Source organism: Pseudonocardia bannensis (genome assembly GCF_012911875.1).
GTDB classification, from domain to species: domain Bacteria; phylum Actinomycetota; class Actinomycetes; order Mycobacteriales; family Pseudonocardiaceae; genus Pseudonocardia; species Pseudonocardia bannensis.
This window is the reverse complement of the sequence record NZ_JAAXKZ010000011.1, coordinates 46421-65644: the sequence shown is the minus strand read 5'-3', so window position 1 is coordinate 65644 and position 19224 is coordinate 46421. Positions and strand designations below refer to the sequence as shown.

16 protein-coding genes are annotated in these 19224 nt (G+C 72.5%); 8 read left to right on the top strand and 8 right to left on the bottom strand.

Annotation, left to right across the window (positions count from 1 at the left end; translation table 11 throughout):
* Entirely contained in the window at positions 1–831 is an 831-nt protein-coding gene (locus tag HF519_RS05335; RefSeq protein ID WP_211169576.1) for a class I SAM-dependent methyltransferase, read from the top strand.
* Positions 832–1308: 477 nt separating this feature from the next.
* On the opposite strand, the gene HF519_RS05330 is transcribed toward HF519_RS05335, so the two are convergent.
* Positions 1309–1749, bottom strand: coding sequence for an SRPBCC family protein (locus HF519_RS05330; RefSeq protein ID WP_169410654.1), 441 nt, complete (start codon positions 1747–1749; stop codon positions 1309–1311).
* Positions 1750–1978: 229 nt separating this feature from the next.
* Here HF519_RS05330 and HF519_RS05325 point away from each other — a divergent pair, with 229 nt between their 5' ends.
* Together HF519_RS05325 and HF519_RS05320 are read left to right on the top strand one after the other, a co-directional pair.
* Positions 1979–2818 (top strand): GNAT family N-acetyltransferase, encoded by an 840-nt coding sequence (locus HF519_RS05325; protein ID WP_169410652.1) that lies wholly within the window; start codon positions 1979–1981, stop codon positions 2816–2818.
* Between the two features lie 234 nt (positions 2819–3052).
* Complete coding sequence (locus tag HF519_RS05320; protein ID WP_169410650.1) at positions 3053–4474, top strand: FAD-binding oxidoreductase; 1422 nt, start codon at positions 3053–3055, stop codon at positions 4472–4474.
* Positions 4475–4533: 59 nt separating this feature from the next.
* On the opposite strand, the gene HF519_RS05315 is transcribed toward HF519_RS05320, so the two are convergent.
* Both HF519_RS05315 and HF519_RS05310 read right to left on the bottom strand, forming a co-directional pair.
* A complete protein-coding gene (locus tag HF519_RS05315; RefSeq protein ID WP_312859915.1) occupies positions 4534–5019 on the bottom strand; it encodes a DUF309 domain-containing protein in 486 nt (161 codons plus the stop codon).
* A 315-nt stretch (positions 5020–5334) separates the two neighbouring features.
* Positions 5335–6972: an AMP-binding protein gene (locus HF519_RS05310; RefSeq protein ID WP_169410646.1), complete on the bottom strand. Its 1638-nt coding sequence runs from the start codon at positions 6970–6972 to the stop codon at positions 5335–5337.
* 78 nt (positions 6973–7050) lie between these two features.
* Here HF519_RS05310 and HF519_RS05305 point away from each other — a divergent pair, with 78 nt between their 5' ends.
* Positions 7051–7812, top strand: a complete 762-nt coding sequence (locus tag HF519_RS05305) for an SDR family oxidoreductase (RefSeq protein ID WP_281358425.1) — start codon at positions 7051–7053, stop codon at positions 7810–7812.
* 461 nt (positions 7813–8273) lie between these two features.
* Here the strand turns inward: HF519_RS05305 and HF519_RS05300 are convergent, their stop codons facing one another.
* The 3 genes from HF519_RS05300 to HF519_RS05290 all read right to left on the bottom strand — a co-directional run bounded on the left by HF519_RS05300 (position 8274) and on the right by HF519_RS05290 (position 12661).
* A complete protein-coding gene (locus HF519_RS05300; protein WP_169410642.1) occupies positions 8274–10409 on the bottom strand; it encodes a molybdopterin-containing oxidoreductase family protein in 2136 nt (711 codons plus the stop codon).
* Positions 10410–10703: 294 nt separating this feature from the next.
* The gene (locus HF519_RS05295) at positions 10704–11582 is read right to left on the bottom strand and encodes a YceI family protein (RefSeq protein WP_211169575.1); all 879 of its coding nucleotides are present in this window, start codon (positions 11580–11582) and stop codon (positions 10704–10706) included.
* 458 nt (positions 11583–12040) lie between these two features.
* Positions 12041–12661: a ribonuclease H family protein gene (locus HF519_RS05290; RefSeq protein WP_169410701.1), complete on the bottom strand. Its 621-nt coding sequence runs from the start codon at positions 12659–12661 to the stop codon at positions 12041–12043.
* Positions 12662–12809: 148 nt separating this feature from the next.
* Between HF519_RS05290 and HF519_RS05285 the strand changes: the two genes are divergently transcribed.
* Both HF519_RS05285 and HF519_RS05280 read left to right on the top strand, forming a co-directional pair.
* Positions 12810–13556: a Clp protease N-terminal domain-containing protein gene (locus HF519_RS05285; protein WP_169410640.1), complete on the top strand. Its 747-nt coding sequence runs from the start codon at positions 12810–12812 to the stop codon at positions 13554–13556.
* A 172-nt stretch (positions 13557–13728) separates the two neighbouring features.
* Positions 13729–13908, top strand: coding sequence for a hypothetical protein (locus HF519_RS05280; protein WP_169410638.1), 180 nt, complete (start codon positions 13729–13731; stop codon positions 13906–13908).
* An 89-nt stretch (positions 13909–13997) separates the two neighbouring features.
* Here HF519_RS05280 and HF519_RS05275 read toward each other — a convergent pair whose 3' ends face one another.
* A complete protein-coding gene (locus tag HF519_RS05275) occupies positions 13998–14921 on the bottom strand; it encodes a TIGR03854 family LLM class F420-dependent oxidoreductase (protein WP_312859913.1) in 924 nt (307 codons plus the stop codon).
* A 371-nt stretch (positions 14922–15292) separates the two neighbouring features.
* Between HF519_RS05275 and HF519_RS05270 the strand changes: the two genes are divergently transcribed.
* On the top strand, positions 15293–17359 hold the full coding sequence (locus tag HF519_RS05270; RefSeq protein WP_169410636.1) for a transglycosylase domain-containing protein: 2067 nt from the start codon (positions 15293–15295) through the stop codon (positions 17357–17359).
* A gap of 184 nt (positions 17360–17543) precedes the next feature.
* On the opposite strand, the gene HF519_RS05265 is transcribed toward HF519_RS05270, so the two are convergent.
* A complete protein-coding gene (locus tag HF519_RS05265) occupies positions 17544–18740 on the bottom strand; it encodes a trans-sulfuration enzyme family protein (protein ID WP_169410634.1) in 1197 nt (398 codons plus the stop codon).
* A gap of 121 nt (positions 18741–18861) precedes the next feature.
* Between HF519_RS05265 and HF519_RS05260 the strand changes: the two genes are divergently transcribed.
* A complete protein-coding gene (locus HF519_RS05260) occupies positions 18862–19212 on the top strand; it encodes a DUF3817 domain-containing protein (RefSeq protein WP_169410633.1) in 351 nt (116 codons plus the stop codon).
* Positions 19213–19224: the final 12 nt, after the last annotated feature.

The following is a 19224-nucleotide window of genomic DNA, read 5'->3' as shown; positions in this document are numbered from 1 at the left end:
GTGAACACCGAGTTCGAGCGGTTCGAGCGGACCGGCTGGATGCGGCGCAGCAACACCTACGACGAGGGCTTCGGCCGGCTCGCGTCCGGTGCCCACGGCCCGATGCTGGAGCGCGCCGGGCTGCGTCCCGCCCGGCCCACGGGCCCCGCGCTGCTGCTCGACGTCGGTTGCGGGACCGGCCGGCTCGCCGCGGCGGCCCGGGCGGGGGGTGCCGAGGTCGTCGCGGCCGACGCGGTCCGGGAGATGGTCGCCCACGCAGGGCGTGCGGCATCGGGCGCGGTGTGCGCCGCGTTGCCCGACCTGCCGTTCGCCGACGCCGCCTTCGACGCCGTGCTGGGCGCGTTCGTCGTCAACCACGTCGCAGATCCGGTCGCGGCGGTCGCCGAACTCGCGCGGGTGACCCGGCCCGGTGGACGCGTGGTGCTCTCGGCGTGGGACACCGACGGGCACAACGCGGCGCTCGATGTGGTGGCGGCGGCGCTGACCGAGGCCGGCGTGGACCCGTCGGCCATCCCGGCCGGGCCGTCGGCCCGCGAGCACTACGCGGCGCCCGCCCCGTTCGCCGCGCTCCTGACCGGTGCCGGGCTCGCTCAGGTGCGGGTCGACCGGTGCACGTGGACGCACCGGGTCGCGCCGGATCGGTGGTGGGAGGACCTCCTCGGCGGCACGGTCCGCACCGCGGGCCTCGTCGAGGCCCAGGGCCCCGCCACCCGCGGCCGGATCCGGGCGGCGTTCGACCGGCTGATCGCACCGCACGTCGGGTCCGACGGGGTCGCCGAGCTCCCGGCGGCCGCGCTGCTGGCCGTCGGGCTGCGGGTTACCCGCTGCTAGGGCAGCCGGCCGTGGCGAGACCACCGTCAGGTGATCAACGCGATCCTGTGGAAGCTGCGCACCGGCGACCCGTGGCGAGCCTGTTCGACAGGTGTCGGAGCCAGGTGTCGATCGTGGCGAGGTGGATCGTTGCGGCGATTCCGCGCCTGCGCAGGGAGGCGCGGTCGGCAGGAGCTGTAGGCCTTGTCGGCCAGGACCCGGTCAGGGCGCGTTCGGGGCACTGCTGAGACGCCCACCGGGCCGGGCGGCGACCGCCGGAGTTGCGGTCCTGCGGGTGTTGCGGTCCTGCGGGTGTTGCGCGACGCCGACGACGTGGCTGCGGCCGGCTGACCCTGGGCCCGACCTCCCCGACTCGCGCGCGTGGATTCCCCGACTCGCGGGCGTGGATTGCGCGACTCGCGCGCGTGGATTCCCCGACTCGCGGGCGTGGATTGCGCGACTCGCGGGGTGGGGGAGCGTTGGGCTTGGTGAGTGGCGCTACGCCGAGCGCCGTTCGGCGAGGTAGGCCAACCGCCGCAGCGTCTCGCCGTTGCGGGGCGCGAACAGGACCTGGCGCACCGGTCCGGGTACGAGCCGGGCGGGGCCCTCGGTGACGTCCTCGCCCATGACGATCTCGCAGCCGCCGTCCGTGGTCGGCGCGAGGACCAGGTGCACCGGTGCCCGCCCGATGGGCCACACGCTGGCCAGCAGCACCAGTTCGCGCTCGGGTTCGCAGCGCAGGGACTCGGTGCGGTCGTTCACCAGCACCGGCCAGGCGCCGACCGAGTGGTGCAGCAGCGCCCCGGCCGCCGGCCAGTTCGAACTCACCGCGCGCACCCGCGCCGCGCCGACCACCCATGCCGGGTAGTACCAGCCGTTGGCGAGCACCTCCCACACGGCGGCGGGGGTCGCGGTGGTCGTCCGGCGTACCTCGCCCACGGTGCGAACGCTACGACGGGCCCGCTCCGGCGTCACTGGGGACAGCGCGCCGGGGCCGCCCGGCCCACGCTCGCGACCCCGGACGGCCGCGAGTCGGCGTCGGCCGGTCGCGTAGTGGAGCAGCCCTCACGCCGTGGGGAGCCCCTCGCGGGTACGGGTCGGCTCCACCGTGCGGCCAGGAGCACCGAGGGGCTTGCCGGGCTGCCGGGCGGCCGTCATGGTGATGGGCATGAGTGCATCGATTCTCCCCGCGGAGGACGAGCACCTGACGACGGGTTGGGAGCCGGACCTCGCGGCGGACGACACCCTCGTCCGGCAGGCGGTGCTGGTGCACGCCTCGTGGCCGGTGGCGGTCGCACGCGGCGCGGGCCGGCCGGGGCGGTCCGGGCCGACCTGGGCCGGGGGCTGGATCGGCGACCGGGGGGCGCTCACCAACCCGGTCGTCCTGGTCCAGCCGATGACCCGCCCCGAGGAGACCCTGCGCGAGATCGGCGAGCTGTTCCCGCCGCACGTGCCGTACCTGCTGATCAGCGCATGGCCGACGCCGGACCTCCGCCCGTACGGACTGGCCCTGATCGGGCATCCGCCGCTCATGGTGCGCCATCCCGGCCCCCGCCCGGCATCGGACGAGCCTGCGGTCGAGGTGCGCGAGGTCCGGGACGCGGCGGGCCTGGCGCTGGCCGAGCGAGTCCTCGTGGAGGGTTATCCGATGCCGGAGCTGGAGCCGCTGGCACCGGGTGATCTGCTGGGACCGACGCTGCTGACGTCAGCGACGCGGGTGTGGCTCGCGTCGCTGAACGGTGACCCGGTCGCGGTGGCGGCAGCCCATCACCACGCCGGGATCACGCTCGTCGAGTTCGTCGCGACGCTTCCGGCGTGGCGCGGGCGGGGCGCGGGTGCCGCGGTGACGTGGGCCGCCACCCTGTCCGACCCCACCGCGCCGGCGGTTCTCATCGCCAGCGACGACGGCCGGCCCGTGTACGAACGAATGGGCTACATCGCTGTGGAGCGGTGGACGGCGTGGCTTCGTCCGGAGCGAGAGACACCGGCGGGCTCGCGGCCTCGCTGACGACGCCGACCCGGGGCCACGGCGCGAACCGGGCCCGCAGAATCGGTACCGAAGACGTTTCCGGGGCACGACGCGGGCTGTACGCTCGGCCCCCCTCAGTGGCCGTCGGCCAGCACAGGATGTCCGGGAAGCGTCATCGGTGACGTAGCCGGAAGTTGCCGGGTCTCCCTCGAATGGTCCTGGAGAGCCGCCGGTCGCGGTGGGGAGGGAATCTCGACCACAGGAGGCTGATCAATGACCGCGCAGGGTGCCGGGAAGGTGACGGCGGACGTCCGGGACGATCCTGCTCGGGAACTGGGGCTCAGCTTTCGAGGGACACTCGTCCGGCCGGCGGACGAGGACTACGACGCCGTCCGTCAGGTGTGGAACGGGATGGTGGACAGGCGTCCGGCTCTCATCGCGCGCTGCGCCGGCGTCGCCGACGTCATCAGCGCTGTGAACCACGCGCGGGAGCGGGGCCTTCCGGTCGCCGTGCGCGGGGGCGGGCACAACGTGGCCGGTAGCGCGGTCTGCGACGACGGCCTGGTGATCGATCTGTCGCTCATGAACGGTATACGCGTCGATCCGGGCAGCGGAACCGTCCGGGCGGAGGGCGGGGCCACGATCGGGGACCTCGACCATGAGACCCAGGCCTTCGGGCTCGCCGTGCCGATGGGGGTCGTCACGGCGACCGGCATCGCGGGTCTCACGCTGGGTGGCGGGCTCGGGTGGCTGCGTCGCAGGCACGGTCTGAGCTCGGACAACCTGATCTCGGCCGACGTCGTCACCGCGGACGGCCGGTTGGTGACCGCGAGCGAGGAGGAGAACGCCGACCTGCTGTGGGGCCTGCAGGGCGGCGGGGGCAACTTCGGGGTCGTCACCTCGTTCGAGTACCGGGCGCATCCGGTGGGACCCGATGTCTTCCTCGCCTTCGTGGTGCATGCCGGCACGGACGCGGCCGACGCGCTGCGCTTCTACCGCGAGTGGGCCCCCACCGCTCCCGACGAGGTCAGCTCGTTCGCCATCCTGTGGCACGCGCCGGAGATCGACGAGATCCCGGCCGAGCACCATCACGCCCCGATCGTCGTGTACCTCGCGGTGCACTCCGGCGACGTCGGCCGCGCGCAGCAGGATCTGACGTCGCTGCGCGAGTTCGGTTCGCCGATAGCGGATCTGTCCGACACGCTGCCCTACCTCGAGGTGCAGCGATTCTTCGACGCCGATTACCCAGCTCACGAAATGCGCTACTACTGGAAGTCCCACTACCTCCAGGGCCTGCCGGACGACGCGATCGCCGCGCTCGTCGAACTGAACGAGAACACCCCGTCACCGCATTCGACGCTCGATGTGTGGCAACTCGGGGGTGCATTCAGCCGAGTGGGGCCGGGGGACACCGCCTTCGGTGACCGGTCCGCCCCGTTCCTGCTCGGTATCGAGTCGAACTGGGAGAGCCCGGCGGACGACGCCGCCTGCGTCGAGTGGGGCCGGGACGCGTTCCGGGCGCTGGAGCCCTTCTCCACCGGTGCCCAGTACGTCAACTTCCCCGGCCTGTACGAGGACGGCGACGAGATGGTCCGCGGCACCTTCGGCGCCAACCTGGACCGCCTCGTCGACCTGAAGAGCCGCTACGACCCGAGCAACCTGTTCCGGCTGAACCACAACATCCCCCCGAAGTGACGGCCGGCCGGGCTCCGGGTTCGAGGGACCGACGGTGCGTGCGACCGGCGGCGGCCCGGTCAGCCTCCGGAACGCAGCCGGGGGCGTAGGTCGTCGGCCGTCGTCACGCCCGCACCGGACCGCTCGATCCGGTCGGCGAGCGCGCTCGCGTGCCGATCGAGGCCGCCCAGGTCCAGTGACGAGGGCGGGTTACCCACCCACCGCGCGATCCCGTCCGCCCCGCGGCGCAGCAGCGCCACCGCGCCGCGGGCGTTCCCGCGCTGGGCGTGGGTGAGCCCGACGGCGACCTGAGCCAGGGCTCGCCACAGCTCACGCTGGTCGTTCCCGGCCGCCTTCCAGGCAGCTTCGAGCACCTCGTGCGCCTGGAACGGCAGGCCGTCGTCGAGGAGCCGCTGGGCCTCGTCGACCGTCTCGTCCACCGTCAGCACCAGGTCCTCGGGCACCCGCTCGACGCCGGTCGTCCCGCGCGGCAACGGGCGCCCCATGGCGTCGCGGGGCCGGGCGTTGCGGGCCCGGCCGTCAGGGTCGCGGTCACGTGCGGTCACCGGCATGTGCCCCACCGTGCCACGGCGGCCGTGCCGGCGCACCGTCCGCGTGGGCGACGCCGCGGCCGGCTCCGATGCCCCCGGGCGACCAGCAACCCGGGGGCTGCCCGAGCGTTCCGACGACGGGAGGTCGCGAGGCGGGGGCCCACCCCGGACCGCACCCGTTCGGGCGTGCCGTCCGGTGCTCGTCACGGCCGCCTCCTGCCGATGTCGATGTGGCCGATCGAGCCGCTGACGGCGCTGGACACGACTCGATCCAGGTCGACGAGATTTCGGCGGGACGCGGGCGGTGGGAGCGCAGTCCACGCGTGAGTGTCAGATTCCCCTGCCGAGTTCCTCGCGGCGCTGTGCCCGCAGCACGAATCGCTGGATCTTGCCGCTCGGGGTCTTGGGCAGCTCGTCGGTGAAGTGCACCCGCCGCGGGTAGGCGTGGGCGGCGTAGCGGGTCTTGACCAGGGTGGCGAGCTCGACGGCCAGGGCGTCGGCGGGCTCGAACCCGGCGCGCAGCACCACGAACGCCTCGACGACCTCGCCGCGGGCGGCGTCCGGGACCCCGACGACGGCCGTCTCGGCCACCGCGGGATGGGCGCTGAGCACCGATTCGATGTCGAACGGGCCGATCCGGTACCCCGCCATGATGATCACGTCGTCGTCGCGGGAGGAGAAGAACAGGTAGCCGTCGTCGTCGACCTGCCCGGCGTCCCCGGTGAGGTACCAGCGGCCGTCGGCGGTGAACTTCTCCGCCGAGGTGGCGGGGTCGCCGTCGTAGCCGGAGAACCACATCAGCGGGCTGTCCGCGATGTTCACCGCGACCCGGCCGAGACTCCCGGGCGCCGCGGGCTCGTCGCTGTCCTCGGCGAGCACGCCGATCGTGAACCCGGGCATCGGCCGGCCCATCGATCCGGGCCGGATCGGGGCCTCGAGGTCCGGGTGCCAGCCGTTGATCACGACCATGCCGAGCTCGGTCTGGCCGTAGTGATCGCGCACCGGGACGCCGAGCGCGTCCTGGGCCCAGGTGACGATGTCGGGGTTGAGCGGCTCACCGGCGCTGGAGCACCGGCGTAGCGCCAGGCCGGCGGGCGCGGCGATGCCGGAGCTGCGCAGCGCGCGGTAGACCGTCGGTGCGGACGCGACGTTCGTGACGCCCAGATTCGCCAGCACGTCCCAGGTCAGCCGGGCGGAGAAGCCGGCGTTGAGCAACACGGTGCACCGGCCCGTGGCGAGCGGGGCGATCAGCGCGTAGTACAGCCCGTAGGCCCAGCCGGGGTCGGCGCCGTTCCAGAACACGTCGTCGGGGGAGACGTCGAGCCCGAACTCCTGGTAGGCGACCATCGAGGCCAGCGCCCGCGCCGGGACGACCACGCCCTTGGGCCTGCCCGTGGTGCCGGAGGTGTAGAGCTGGACCATCGGCCCGTCGGCGCCCACGGCCACCGGAACGGCATCCGACGCGGGCGTGGCGGCCAGGTCGTCGAACCGGACATCCCCCGCCGCGGGCTCACCGACCGTCACGATCGTCCACGGTGGGTCGGACGGCATGTCCTCACCCGGGTCCAGCTTCGGGCGCTGGCCGGCGTCGGCGATCACCACGCTCGCCCCGCTGGCCAGCAGCCGCAACGCGATCGCCTGCGGCGCGAACGCCGTGAACAGCGGCACGTACACCGCGCCCAGCCGCCAGATCGCCAGCAGCGTCACGGGCAGCTCGACGGTCTTGGGCAGCAGGGCCGCGACCCGGCTGCCGGGGCCGACGCCGAGCGTGGCCAGACCCGCGGCCAGCCGCTCGGAGCGCTCCCGCAGCTCCCCGTAGGTGAGGTCGACGGTCTCGAGGTCCGGGTCGACGAGCGTGGCGGCCACCGCGTCGGCCGGGTGCCGGTCGCACAGCAGGTGGGCGACGGCGAGGTCGGGGGAGCCGTACTCGGCCTGCAACTCGGCGACGCGCTGTGCGGAGTGCGACATGTCGCGATCGTCGCACGGCCCCACCGGACGGCTACGGTGCCCGTGATCGGGACTCGACGAGGAGGCGGACGCGTGGGGCTGTTCGACGTGACGGGCAAGGTCGCGGTGGTGACCGGCGGGACCAGCGGGATCGGGCTGATGATCGCCCGTGGGCTGGTGGAGGCCGGCGCGACGGTCTACGTCAGCAGCCGCAAGCCCGAGGGTTGCGTCGCCGCGGAGGAGGAGCTGGGCCGGTTCGGCACCGTGGTCGGGATCCCGGCCGACCTGTCGAAGGAGGCCGAGTGCCTGCGGCTGGCCGATGAGCTCGGCCGGCGCGAGGAGAAGGTCCACGTGCTGGTCAACAACGCCGGCGCGACCTGGGGGGCACCGCTGGAGGAGTTCCCCGCGCAGGCCTGGGACAAGGTCCTCGACCTGAACCTGAAGACCCCGTTCCTGCTCACCCGCGCGTTCCTGCCGCTGCTGGAGAAGGCCGGGACCGCGGACGACCCGGCCCGGGTGATCAACATCGGCAGCATCGACGGGATCCGGGTGCCGGAACTGCCCAACTACTCCTACTCGGCGAGCAAGGCCGGCGTCCACCAGCTCACCCGGGTGCTCGCCCGCGATCTCGGCCCGCGGCACATCACGGTCAACGCCGTGGCACCCGGGCCGTTCGAGTCGAGGATGATGCGCGCGACCCTGGAGGCCGCGGGCGACGCGATCGCGGCGGCCTCGCCGCTGGGCCGGATCGGCCGGCCGGACGACATGGCGGGCATCGCCGTCTTCCTGGCCAGCCGGGCCGGCGCCTTCGTCACCGGGGCCGTGATCCCGGTCGACGGCGGGATCGCGACGACCACGTAGCGGTCATCTCGCCATCGCCGGGTACGACCCGTTCAGTCGACGTGGTCGCAGCGGCGGCCCACTACCTCGGCGGCGACCCCGGCGTGCCGCGTCGACTCGGATTCACCTGGTAGCTCTCGAGCCGGCTGAGGGCGTCGTCGGCGAAGGTGACCGGTCGATCACGAGGGGGATGTCGGCCGCGGTGAGTGGCAGCCGCGAGGCCATCCCGTGGAAGTGCAGGTGCGGTTCCTTGCGCGTGCGGTCCCCGGTGGACGCGGCCACCTGTCCTCTCCGGACGTCGTCCGGCGGACGGGCGGCCGGGTCGACCGCACCCGGTCGACGGCGTAGCGCTCCGAGCCGTGGATGCGCCGACCGACCGGGATCATCGCCCGCGGTGCGACGAGACGGCGTCAGCGCCGAGATGACCAGAAGGGCAGGGAAATACCTCGGCGCCGGCGGCTGTGCGTCGACGGAGGGCGTCCTCAGACGACTTCGACCTCCACACGGGTGTCGGAGAACGTCGGGGCGTTGCCGAGGTCGGCGAAGACGAACGGGTTGACGGCGTTGACCGTCGACTGGTTCTTGGCGTTCTTGGGCCAGGCGCCCATGGGCGACATGACCACGCCGGGCGCGATCTCGTCGGTGACCCGTGCCAGCGCGACGAACTGCCCGCGGTCGTTGAACACCCGCACGTACTGCCCGTCGGTGACGCCGCGCTCGGCCGCGTCCTGCGGGTGGATGGTCACCGCGGGCTCGCCCTGCACGCGCCGCTGCGCGGGTTGGTCGGCGGCGCTGGAGTTGAGGTAGGCGTGCGACTTGGGCGAGATGAGGTTGAGCCGGTAGCCGTTGTCGGCCGTCTCCCGGGGTGGGACGTAGTGCGGCAACGGGTCCACCACGCCGCCGGGCTGGAACTCGTTGGAGCCCTGCCGGAACAGCGGCGCGACGAAGTTGCCCGCCTCGGCGGCGATCGACGAGCGGAACTCCGTCTTCGCCGACGGCGTCGGGAAGCCGCCCTCGGCGTGCGGGGCGTACTCGTCGGCTGACGGCAGGTTCAGCCGGGCCCACCCGGTCTCGCGCAGCGACTCGACCGTGATGCCCGCCATCGCCGGCGCGGACCAGTCGAACGCCTCGGCGATCATCTCCTCGTCGGTACGCGTGAAGCACGGCTCGGTGAAGCCCATCCGGGCGGCGAGTCGGCGGAACAGTTCGGTGTTGGAGACCGCCTCGCCCAGCGGCGCGATCGCCGGGGTGTTCAGCGAGACGTAGAAGTGACCCCAGCTGAACATGATGTCGTGCTGCTCGAGCTGGGTGGTGGCCGGCAGCACGATGTCGGCGTACCGCGCGGTGTCGGTGAGGAACTGTTCGCTCACCACGGTGAACAGGTCCTCCCGGGCGAGCCCGGCGGCCAGCTTGTCCTGCTCGGGACACACGACCATGGGGTTGGAGTTGTAGACCATCAGCGCGGTGATCGGCGGGTCCAGCGCCAGTTCGCCGGTGAGCGCGCGGCCCAGCAGGAACTGGTTGACCACCCGGGTGCCCGGGGTGGCCAGCTCGGGGTGCATCAGCGCGCCCCAGTTGACCGGGAACGCCCACAGCGGCAGTTGCAGCAGGCCGCCGCCGACCTTGCGCCACGCGCCCACCAGCGCGGGCAGGCACGCGATCGAGCGCACCGTCTGCCCGCCGCCCGCCTGACGCTCGATCGCCACCCCGATCCGGATCATGGACGGGTCGGTGGTGGCGTACTCGCGGGCCAGGGTGCGGATGTCCGTCGCCGGGATGCCGGTCTCCGCTGCCGCCCACTCCGGGGTGTACTGCTGGACCCGCTCGACGAGCTCGGCGTAGCCGACCGTGTGGTCGCGGATGTACGCCTCGTCGGTCAGACCCTCGTTGATGATCACGTGCATCATGGCCAGAGCCAGCGCACCGTCCGTACCCGGCCGGATCGGGATGTGCCAGTCGGCGTGCTTGGCCGTGCGGTGCCTGACCGGATCGATCACCACGACCTTCGCGCCACGGCGCTGCGCCTCGGCGACGAACGGCCAGAGGTGCAGGTTGGTCGACACCATGTTGCAGGCCCAGATGATGATGTAGCGGGAGTGCACGAGGCTCTCCGGATCGACTCCCGCGGTGGCACCGATGGTCATCGTGTAGGCGGTGCAGGAGCCGGAGTCGCAGTAGGTGCGCTCGGCGATCGTCGCGCCGAGCTTGTTGAAGAACGGGTCGCCGACGTTGAGTCCGTTCAGGATGCCTTCGGTGCCCAGGTAGCTGACCGGCATGATCGCCTCGGGGCCGTGCTCGGCGATCGTCGCCCGGAATCGTGAGGCGATCTCGTCCAGCGCGGCGTCCCAGGAGATGCGCTCGAACCGGCCGCTGCCCTTGGGGCCGGTGCGCCGCATCGGGTACAGGACACGGTCCGGGCTGTAGACCTTGTCCACGTAGTTGTTGACCTTCACGCACAGCCCACCCCGGGTGAACGGGTGCTCGGGATCGCCGCGAACCTCGGTTGCCCGGCCGTCGGTGACCGTCACCAGCATCGCGCAGGTGTCGGGGCAGTCATGCGGGCATGCCGCGCGCACGGTGCCGGTCGTCGTCACGGGGATGTCCTCGGTCGCGGTCATCAGACTTCTCCCGGGCCGGCATGGTGGGTGCCGCTGCCGGGCCCATGCGACCGCGGAACCGGGGCCGCGCCTGCGATGGGGCGGCGTCGGCAGATTGTCCATCGGTGCGCCCGAGCGCAGAAGGCCCGATCGGGGCAGATCTGCTTCGCCGGCGGCTTCCGGGCATCAGTCAGTGCTGTGTCCCGACCGCGACGCCCACCGTGCGCCCCGAGCTGACGCGGGTGCCTCGTGGCGAGTTGCCGGTCATGGCCCTCGTCCCGGACGAGGCCGGCATCGGCTCGGGTCTTCAGGTCTTCAGGTCTTCAGGATCGCCTGCACATCCAGGGTGATCCCGATCGTGGAGCCGATCACGGGCAGTCCGCGCGCGAGCGTCTGCTGCCAGTTCAGGGTGAAGTGCTCGCGGTGCAGCTCGGTCCGCGCGATTGCGCCGGCGCGCGCGCCGTTCCACTCCTGGAGGCCCAGGAACGTCGTGTCCAGCTGCACGTCGCTGGTCAGTCCGTGCAGCGTGAGTTCACCGTCGATGAGCCACTTGTTGCCGCCCCGCCGGGAGAACCGGGTGCTGGAGAAGCGCAGCTGCGGGAACCGCTCGACGTCGAGGAAGTCGGCCGAACGCAGGTGGGCGTCGCGCTGGGCGATCTGGGTATCGACGCTGGCCGCGTTGATGACCACGTCGACGTGCGAGTCCTCGAACGGCTCGGTGATCTGGATCTGGCCGCGGAACTCGTTGAACCGGCCGAACACGCGGGACATCGCGATGTGCCGGGCGACGAAGCGGATCGAGGTGTGGTCCGGGTCGATGTCGTAGACGCCCGGCGTGGGCGGGGCCTGGGTGACGTCGGGCGGCAGTGTCACCTGACCGAGGTCGGCGTGCTTGCCCCACTCGACCTCGGCGGATTCGGTGACGCTGCGGTAGCCGCCGGCCTCCGCTCGGATCCGGTGCTCCCCCGGCGCGACGGCGGCGGCGAAGAAGCCGAACGAGTCGCTGTCGACGCGGGCCACCCGGCGGCTGGACCGGTCGAACACCGAGATCGTGGCACCGGCCAGGGGCTGCCCCTGGGCATCGCGGACCTGGCCGGTGAGCAAACCTCCGGTCAGCGGGATCGGGATCAGGGCATGGCGTCCGGTCTCGAGACCGCGCCCGGCGCGGCCACCTCGGCGAAGGAAGCGCAACATCCCCGACAACAACTCCGTTCAGTACTCGGCCGTGGCCGATGTCAACGCTGTGGAACCGTCCCGGCTCCCCGGGTGCCGTGGCGCCCGATGGATCGGAGGTGGAACGCCCCCGGCCCGGCGCACGTCGCCGGGCGCACCCCTGACGGGTCCCGGGTGGCAGTGCCGGGTGGGATGGGAGCGCCGGGACGCCCCGACGGTAGGGGCAGACCCCCATCCGTGCCACGGAACTGCGGTGAGCGGTGACATCGCAGCGGCCGATGGTTGCCCTGTGTAACCATCTGCGTCGCACAAGTGGGTCGCTTCACCCACCGGGTACCGCAACGAACCGCTGACTGAAGGCTCCCGGGCAGCCGCCACCCGGCTGAGCGGCGGCTCGAGTCCGGGCGAAGCTCCCTCAAGGGCCGGGGCCGGTGGCGCCACATTTCCGGCGGCTATCGCGCGCCCGCCGCGGAGCCGCCTCAGGCCACCGCGCGCGACTGCTCCACCGCGAGGGCGTCGACGAGGTCGTTCATCGGGTCGCCCGAGTGGCCCTTCACCCAGCGGAACGAGACGTTTCCCCGGTCGTTGACCAGCGTGATCAGTGGCTCCCACAGGTCCCGGCTGACGACCGGCTTGCGCGCGCTGGTGACCCAACCGCGGGCGAGCCAGCCCTTCCACCAGCCGTCGCGGAAGCAGTTCACGACGTAGGTCGAGTCGCTGACGACCACGAGCGGGCCGTCCAGGGCTCGGACCGCCTCCAGCGCGGCCCGGATCTCCATGCGCTGGTTCGTCGTGCCCGGCTCACCGCCGCTGCCCTGCCGCCCGTCCCGGGTGGCCCACGCCCAGCCTCCGGGGCCCGGGTTGCCCGAACACGCGCCGTCCGTCCAGACCTCGAGGGCGCCGTCGGCGGCCGGCATGTCCGGTCGCGGCGCGGACCGCACCGGACGGGCGCTCGGCGCGAGCGACGTGGACACCTTCACGGTCGTGGCGCTGCCGGCGCAGGCGACGTGCGCCCACGTGCTGCCGGCCCGTGCGATCTCCTCGCCGGGCTGGATACGGGACGAGCAGACGCCGCAGGTGGTGGCGTACTTCGCGGTCATCGGCACCTGGACACCCTAGGGGTGCCGGACGCAGCACCTCCGACAGCGGCCGCTGTGCAGGACGATGAGCCGGCGGCGCAGAGGATCCGGAGAGGGCATCGTCAACTTGGCGTTGACGGTCCCGACATCGTCAACTTAGGGTTGACGCATGACGAATCCGGTCCGAATGACGAATCCGGTGCGGCTCGACGACCTGATCGAGGCCATCAAGAAGGTCCACCCCGACGCCCTCGACCAGCTCTCCGACGCGGTCCTCGCCGCGGATCACCTCGGCGACGTGGCCGACCATCTGATCGGCCACTTCGTCGACCAGGCGCGACGCTCGGGCGCGTCCTGGACCGACATCGGCAGGAGCATGGGGGTCACCAAGCAGGCAGCTCAGAAGCGTTTCGTCCCGAAGGTCCCCGGCGAGCCGTCGGATCTCGATCCCAGCCAGGGGTTCAGCAGGTTCACCGAGCGGGCGAGGAACGTCGTGATGGCGGCGCAGAACGAGGCCCGCGCGGCGGCCAACCACGAGATCCACCCCGGGCACCTGGTGCTGGGGCTGCTGAGCGAGCCGGACGCCCTCGCCGCACGGTCGATCGTCGCGCAGGGTGTGCCGCTGGAATCGGTCCGGCAGGCCGCCACCGCGACGCTGCCGCCGGCGGTCGACCAGGTGCCCGAGCTCATCCCGTTCGATGCGCAGGCGCGCAAGGCGTTGGAGCTCACGTTCCGGGAGGCCCTGCGGATGGGCCACAACTACATCGGGACCGAGCACATCCTGCTCGCGCTGCTGGAACTCGAGGACGGCGCGGGCGTCCTCGCCGGCCTCGGCGTCGACAAGGCCGCCGCCGAAGCCGACGTCACCGCCGCCGTGGCCGCCGCTCTTGCCGCCCACGAGCAGAGTGGACCGTGAGGGAACCCCGGGTAGGACGTCTCCGGGCGGGTGCGCGGCCGCCGATGCATGGGCAGCTCAGATCATGCACATGGTTATGCGCGATGTCAGGGGGGTAACCGGGCAAAGTGCACAAGCGTGCACGACGGCACCTGTGGCGGCTCACCCGCGGCGTCATGACCGGAGGAACCCGATGATCAGCGTCTCGAGGACCGAACACCGCTCCCTGGCTCGCGTCCAGGAAGCTCGGCAGATCCTCGCCGACGACGGCCTCATCGAGGCCCTGCGCAGCGGGGAGATCGGGACCGACCACGACGACCCGCTGGTCAGGATCCTCGCCCGGTGGCGGATGTCCGTCCTCGCCGGAACCTGACGCGGGAGGGAGCCCCCGCCCCGGCGAGGGTGAGTGCCGCTCGGGCTCCCCGGAGGTGCAGCGTGAACCGCGACGAGTCGCGCCCTACCTCAGTTCTCCAGGCCCTTCAGCTCGGTGCAGAACTCGTCGAGGAACCCCCGCCACGACGTGACGGGAACGGCTGGGCGCACCACGAACTTCGTCAGCCCGACATCGACGAAGCGGATGATCTGCTCGCGCACCGCCGCCCAGCCACGCAGGACCAGTTGCTCCGGCTCGACGTCCGGGCGGCGTTCCCGGGCGCGGGCCAGCGCGGCGTCGGCCTGCGCGTCGGTCGCCTCCGGTGGCAGGACCGCGACGTTCGTGCCGTAGTGGTCGGGCTCGATCTCCCGGCCTGCGTCGGCCGCGGCCCGCTCGATCTGCGCGCGACAGTCGGCGGCCTCCTCGGGTGTGACGAAGCTACCGAGCCAGCCGTCGGCGAGGCGGCCGATGCGACGCATCCCGACGGGCGCACGTCCGCCGAGCCACAGGTCCAGCGGGCGCGCCGGGAGCGGGCCGACCGACGCGTCGTCGAGGTGGAAGAAGCGGCCGTGGTGGGTCAACCGGGGCTCGGTGAGCAGCCGCCGGACGACCGTCAGCGCCTCGTCGAAGACCGCGCCGCGCTCGCCGCCGGGCACGGGGTAGAGCTGACGCTCGCGCGCGGTGGCCGGCCGGACCCCGAACGCGGGCAGGATCCGCCGCGGGGCCAGGGCGGCCAGCGACGCCAGCTGGGCCGCGACCAGCGCCGGGTTGCGGCCGGGCAGCACGAGGACGCCGGTCCCCAGCTTGAGCGACCGGGTCCGCCCGGCCCCGAAGGCCAGCCCGACGAGGGCGTCGACGTTGTCGGAGGAGACGATGTCGGGCAGCCAGATCGAGTCGACATCGCGTTCCTCGAGGGCGTCGATGAGTTCGGCGAAGGCGGGCCCGGGCCGCTCGGCCACCGGGAGCGACCCGATTCCGATCCGGACCTTCATCGGCACACTCGGGTTCACCACATGATCGACGCTAGCCTCGGGGATCGGCGCCCCGCAACGGCGACCGCATCCCGGGTCGTATCGCGTGATGTGCGCCGCACCACGCCGCCGGGCGGTCCCGGACCGCGCCACCGCTCCGGCGACGACGATCGACCGGTGCCTGCCGCAGTCCTTTTCCCGGGCCTTTCATGAAGGAGCCCCGCGAGTATCGGCGGACGCTTTCCGGGGCCGGTCGATGTCGGCCCGGAGAGGTTCCCGCCGCCACTCGGACGAATTTTCGGATGAATCGGCTACACCCTTTCCCGTAAGCGCGGCCGCATCGTGGTGGCGGGCCGCGGCGGGACTGGCGAGCCCTCTGTGATGTGGCCGTCGGTGCTGGTAGACACAGCTTGATGAGGTGGACGCAGGCGGCCGCCCGACTCGCCGCCCTGACCGTGGTCGCCGGTTTGATCTTCGCCGCATCGATGCTCACCACCTTCGGGGGCACCAGATCGATGGCCTCCCGGATCAGTGAATCCACGATCGCCGGCATAGTGGATCTACGGGCCGGAATTCTGCCCGCAACCACGACCGTGACCGATTCCGGGGGCGAGGCCATCGCGTACCTGTACGACCAGTACCGCTATCCGGTGGCGGCGTCGCAGATCTCCCCGGTGATGAAGGCCGCCATCGTCGCCATCGAGGACCGCCGGTTCTACTCCCACGGCGGGGTGGACGCGCGGGGCGCGCTGCGCGCGCTGGTGATCAACTCCGGTGGCCGGGCGCGGCAGGGCGGCTCCACCCTCACCCAGCAATACGTGAAGAACTACGACCTCTACGTCACGGCGCAGACCGACGAGCAGCGGCAGGCCGCGGTGGCTCCGAGCTACACACGCAAGATCAGAGAAGCGGAGCTCGCCGTCACCCTGGACCGGGAACTGAGCAAGGACGAGATCCTCGCCCGTTACCTGAACATCGTCTACCTCGGCCACAGCGCCTACGGCGTGGAGGCGGCGGCGCGCCTGTACTTCGACACCACCGCCGCCGAGCTGACCCTCCCGCAGGCGGCGCTCCTGGCCGGGCTGGTGCAGAGCCCGGCGGAGTACGACCCGATCCGCCGCCCCGCCGCGGCGGTGGGCCGGCGCAACCTCGTGATCGATCAGATGCGCCAGCAGGGGGCGATCACCGGCCCTCAGGCCGCCGCCGCGAGCGCCGCGCCGCTCGGTGTGCAGGACGACGGCGAGGTCCCGGCGGGGGGCTGCTTCGCCGCCGGGGACGCCGGGTACTTCTGCACCTACGTGGTCGCCTTCCTGGAGCAGGCCGGGATCACCGCCGAGCAGCTCACCCGCGGGGGCTACACCGTCCGCACCACGCTCGACAGCGACGCGCTGGCCCAGGTCAAGGCCGCCGTGGACGATCAGGTCGACCCCGCCACGCCGAAGGTGGCCAACGTGATGACGGTCGTGGCCCCGGGAACCGACGCGCACCCGGTCCTGGCCATGGCGGCCAACCGCACCTACGGCAACCAGCCCGGGCAGACCAGCTACGGGATGCCCTACCGGGCCGACAACATGGGCGCCGGTTCGGTCTACAAGATCTTCACGGCGGCGGCGGCGCTCGAGCAGGGTGTCGCGGGCATCGACTCGATCCTCGACGTCCCGGAGAGCGGGTACATCTCGCCGATCTACCGCGACGACAACGGCAGACCGATCCAGGTCACCAACATCACGGACTACCCCGCGCGGTTGTCGCTCGCCGACGCGCTCGCCCGGTCGCCGAACACGGCGTTCGTCAAGCTGCTGGAGAGCACCGGGGTCCCGGCCGTCGTCGACATGGCGCAGCGGCTGGGAGTGACCTCGCTGGCCACGACCCCGGCGGACGGGAAGCCGGGTTCGCCGTCGCTGGCCGATGTCGCCCGCTCGCGGCAGCAGGCCTCGTTCACCCTCGGCGTCTCGCCGACGAGTTCCCTGGAGCTGGCGAACGTCGCCGCGACCCTGGCCAGCCAGGGCACCTGGTGCCCGCCGAGCCCGATCGAGTCGGTCACGGACCGCACCGGAGCGCCGGTGGCGCTGCCGCAGCCGGCGTGCCGCCAGGTCCTGGACCCCGGTATCGCCGACACCCTGATGTACGGGCTCGGCAACGACGACCGGGGTGGCGGAACCTCCGCGGACGCCGCCGCGTCGCAGGGCTGGACGCGCCCGGTGGCGGGGAAGACCGGCACCACGCAGGATCACAAGTCGGCGGCGTTCGTGGGGGCCACCCCGCAGCTGGCCGGGGCCTCGATCGTGTTCGACGACTCGCCCTCGCCGCAGCCCATCTGTGACGGCTCGCCGCCCTACAGCTGCCCGGAGGGCACCCTGTACGGCGGCACCGTGCCGGCCCGGACCTGGTACCGGGCGATGGGGGAGATCCTCGCCGGCGAGCCGGCGGCCCCGCTGCCCGACCCCGACCCGCGCTACCTCACCGGCCGCATCCCCTGACCCACCCCGCGAGTCGGGGTTCTCCGGTGCGCGAGTCGGGGTTCTCCGGTGCGCGAGTCGGGGTTCTCCGGTGCGCGAGTCGGGGTTCTCCGGTGCGCGAGTCGGGGTTCTCCGGTGCGCGAGTCGGGGCGTGGGGAAGGCGCCCGGCCACCTCCCCATCGCCCGCCGCTGCCGAGCCGGGGGATCAGCCGACCGGTCCCAGCGTCGCGGTGAGCGCCCGGTCGAGGTCGGCGACGAGGTCGCGCGGATCCTCCAACCCGACCGAGAACCGCAGGTGCCCCCAGCGGCGGAACTCCTCCGGGTAGTACGGCGCCCGCTCGTCGTCGGCCGCGACGTGCACGATCAGCGACTCGTCATGGCCCAGCGAGACCGCCGAGGTGATGATCTGCAGCGCTGCGACGAACCGGTTCTGGGTCGCGGCGTCGCCCCGGACCGCGAACGCGAGCATGCCGCCGAACCCGCCGTCCAGGGTCTTCGCGGCCAGCTCGTGCTGGGGGTGCGAGGGCAGCCCCGGGTAGGCGACGTAGGCGATCCGCGGATCGGCGGCGAGGAACTCCGCGACGGCCTGCGCGCCGGCGCAGTGCGCCCGCATCCGCATCGGCAGCGTCACCGACCCGCGCATGATCAGCCAGGCGTTGAACGGGCTGATCGTGCCGCCGACGTTGACCATCGCCTCGGCCCGGATCCGGTCGATCAGTTCGGCGGCGCCGATCACCGCGCCGCCCATCGCATCCCCGTGGCCGTTGATGTACTTGGTGAGCGAGTGCACCACCAGGTCGGCGCCGAGGCCGAGGGGACGCTGCAGGACCGGGGTCGCGAAGGTCGCGTCCACCGACAGCAGGGCGCCGGCGGCGCGCGCGATCTCGGCCACGGCGGCGACGTCGGTGATCCGGGTCGTCGGGTTCGCCGGGGTCTCGATGTGCACCAGGCGGGTCTCGGGGCGGATCGCGGCGCGCACCGCGTCGAGGTCCGACGAGTCGACCAGCGTCGCGGTGATCCCGTACTTGGCCGGCAGCAGCTCGGTGAGCAGCCGGAAGACCGCGACGTAGGTGACGTCGGAGGACACCACGTGGTCGCCCGCCTTCAGGAACGTGAACAGGACCGCGTGCAGCGCCGAGACACCGCTGGCCAGCGCGACGGCCGACTCGCCGCCGTCGAGCACGGCGAGCTTCTCCTCCAGCCAGTGCTGGTTGGCGCCGCCGTTGCGGGTGTAGAGCGCGGTGTCGGTGCCCGACCAGCTCAGTTCCGACGGGTCCTCGGGCAGGGCGTAGGAGTTGGCGGTCACCAGCGGGCGGCGGATCGCCCCGGTGCCCGGGTCGACCGCGTTGCCGGCGTGCACGCTGAGGGTGGCGATGCCCGGGGCGGTGGGGGAGGAGTCCATGGTCTCTTCGTAGCGCACCGGGCCGGGAGGAGACATTCGACACCCGGTAGAAGGCCCGGTGCGGGGTTGCGGCACAGTGGAAAGGGACGTAACGACCGCACCATCCTTGGAGCTGCCGCCGATGAGCGCCCCGATCACCGATTCCGCACCTGCGACCCTGTCCGGCCACGGCCGGGTCTTCCGGGCGATCGCGATCGCCGAGGCCTGTTCCTGGGCCGGCCTGCTGATCGGGATGCTCTTCAAGTACGTCGTCATCGGCAACGAGATCGGGGTGAAGATCTTCGGCCCGATCCACGGCGCGTTGTTCGTGGCCTACGTCGTGATCACCTTCGTGGTGGCCCGCCCGCTGCGCTGGGACGCCCGCACCATCGTGCTCGCTCTGATCGCGAGCGTCCCGCCGCTGTTCACGCTGTGGTTCGAGCGGTGGGCGGCGCGGACCGGCCGGCTGAACAGCCCGGCCGCCACGCGCTGACCCCGGCGGCCG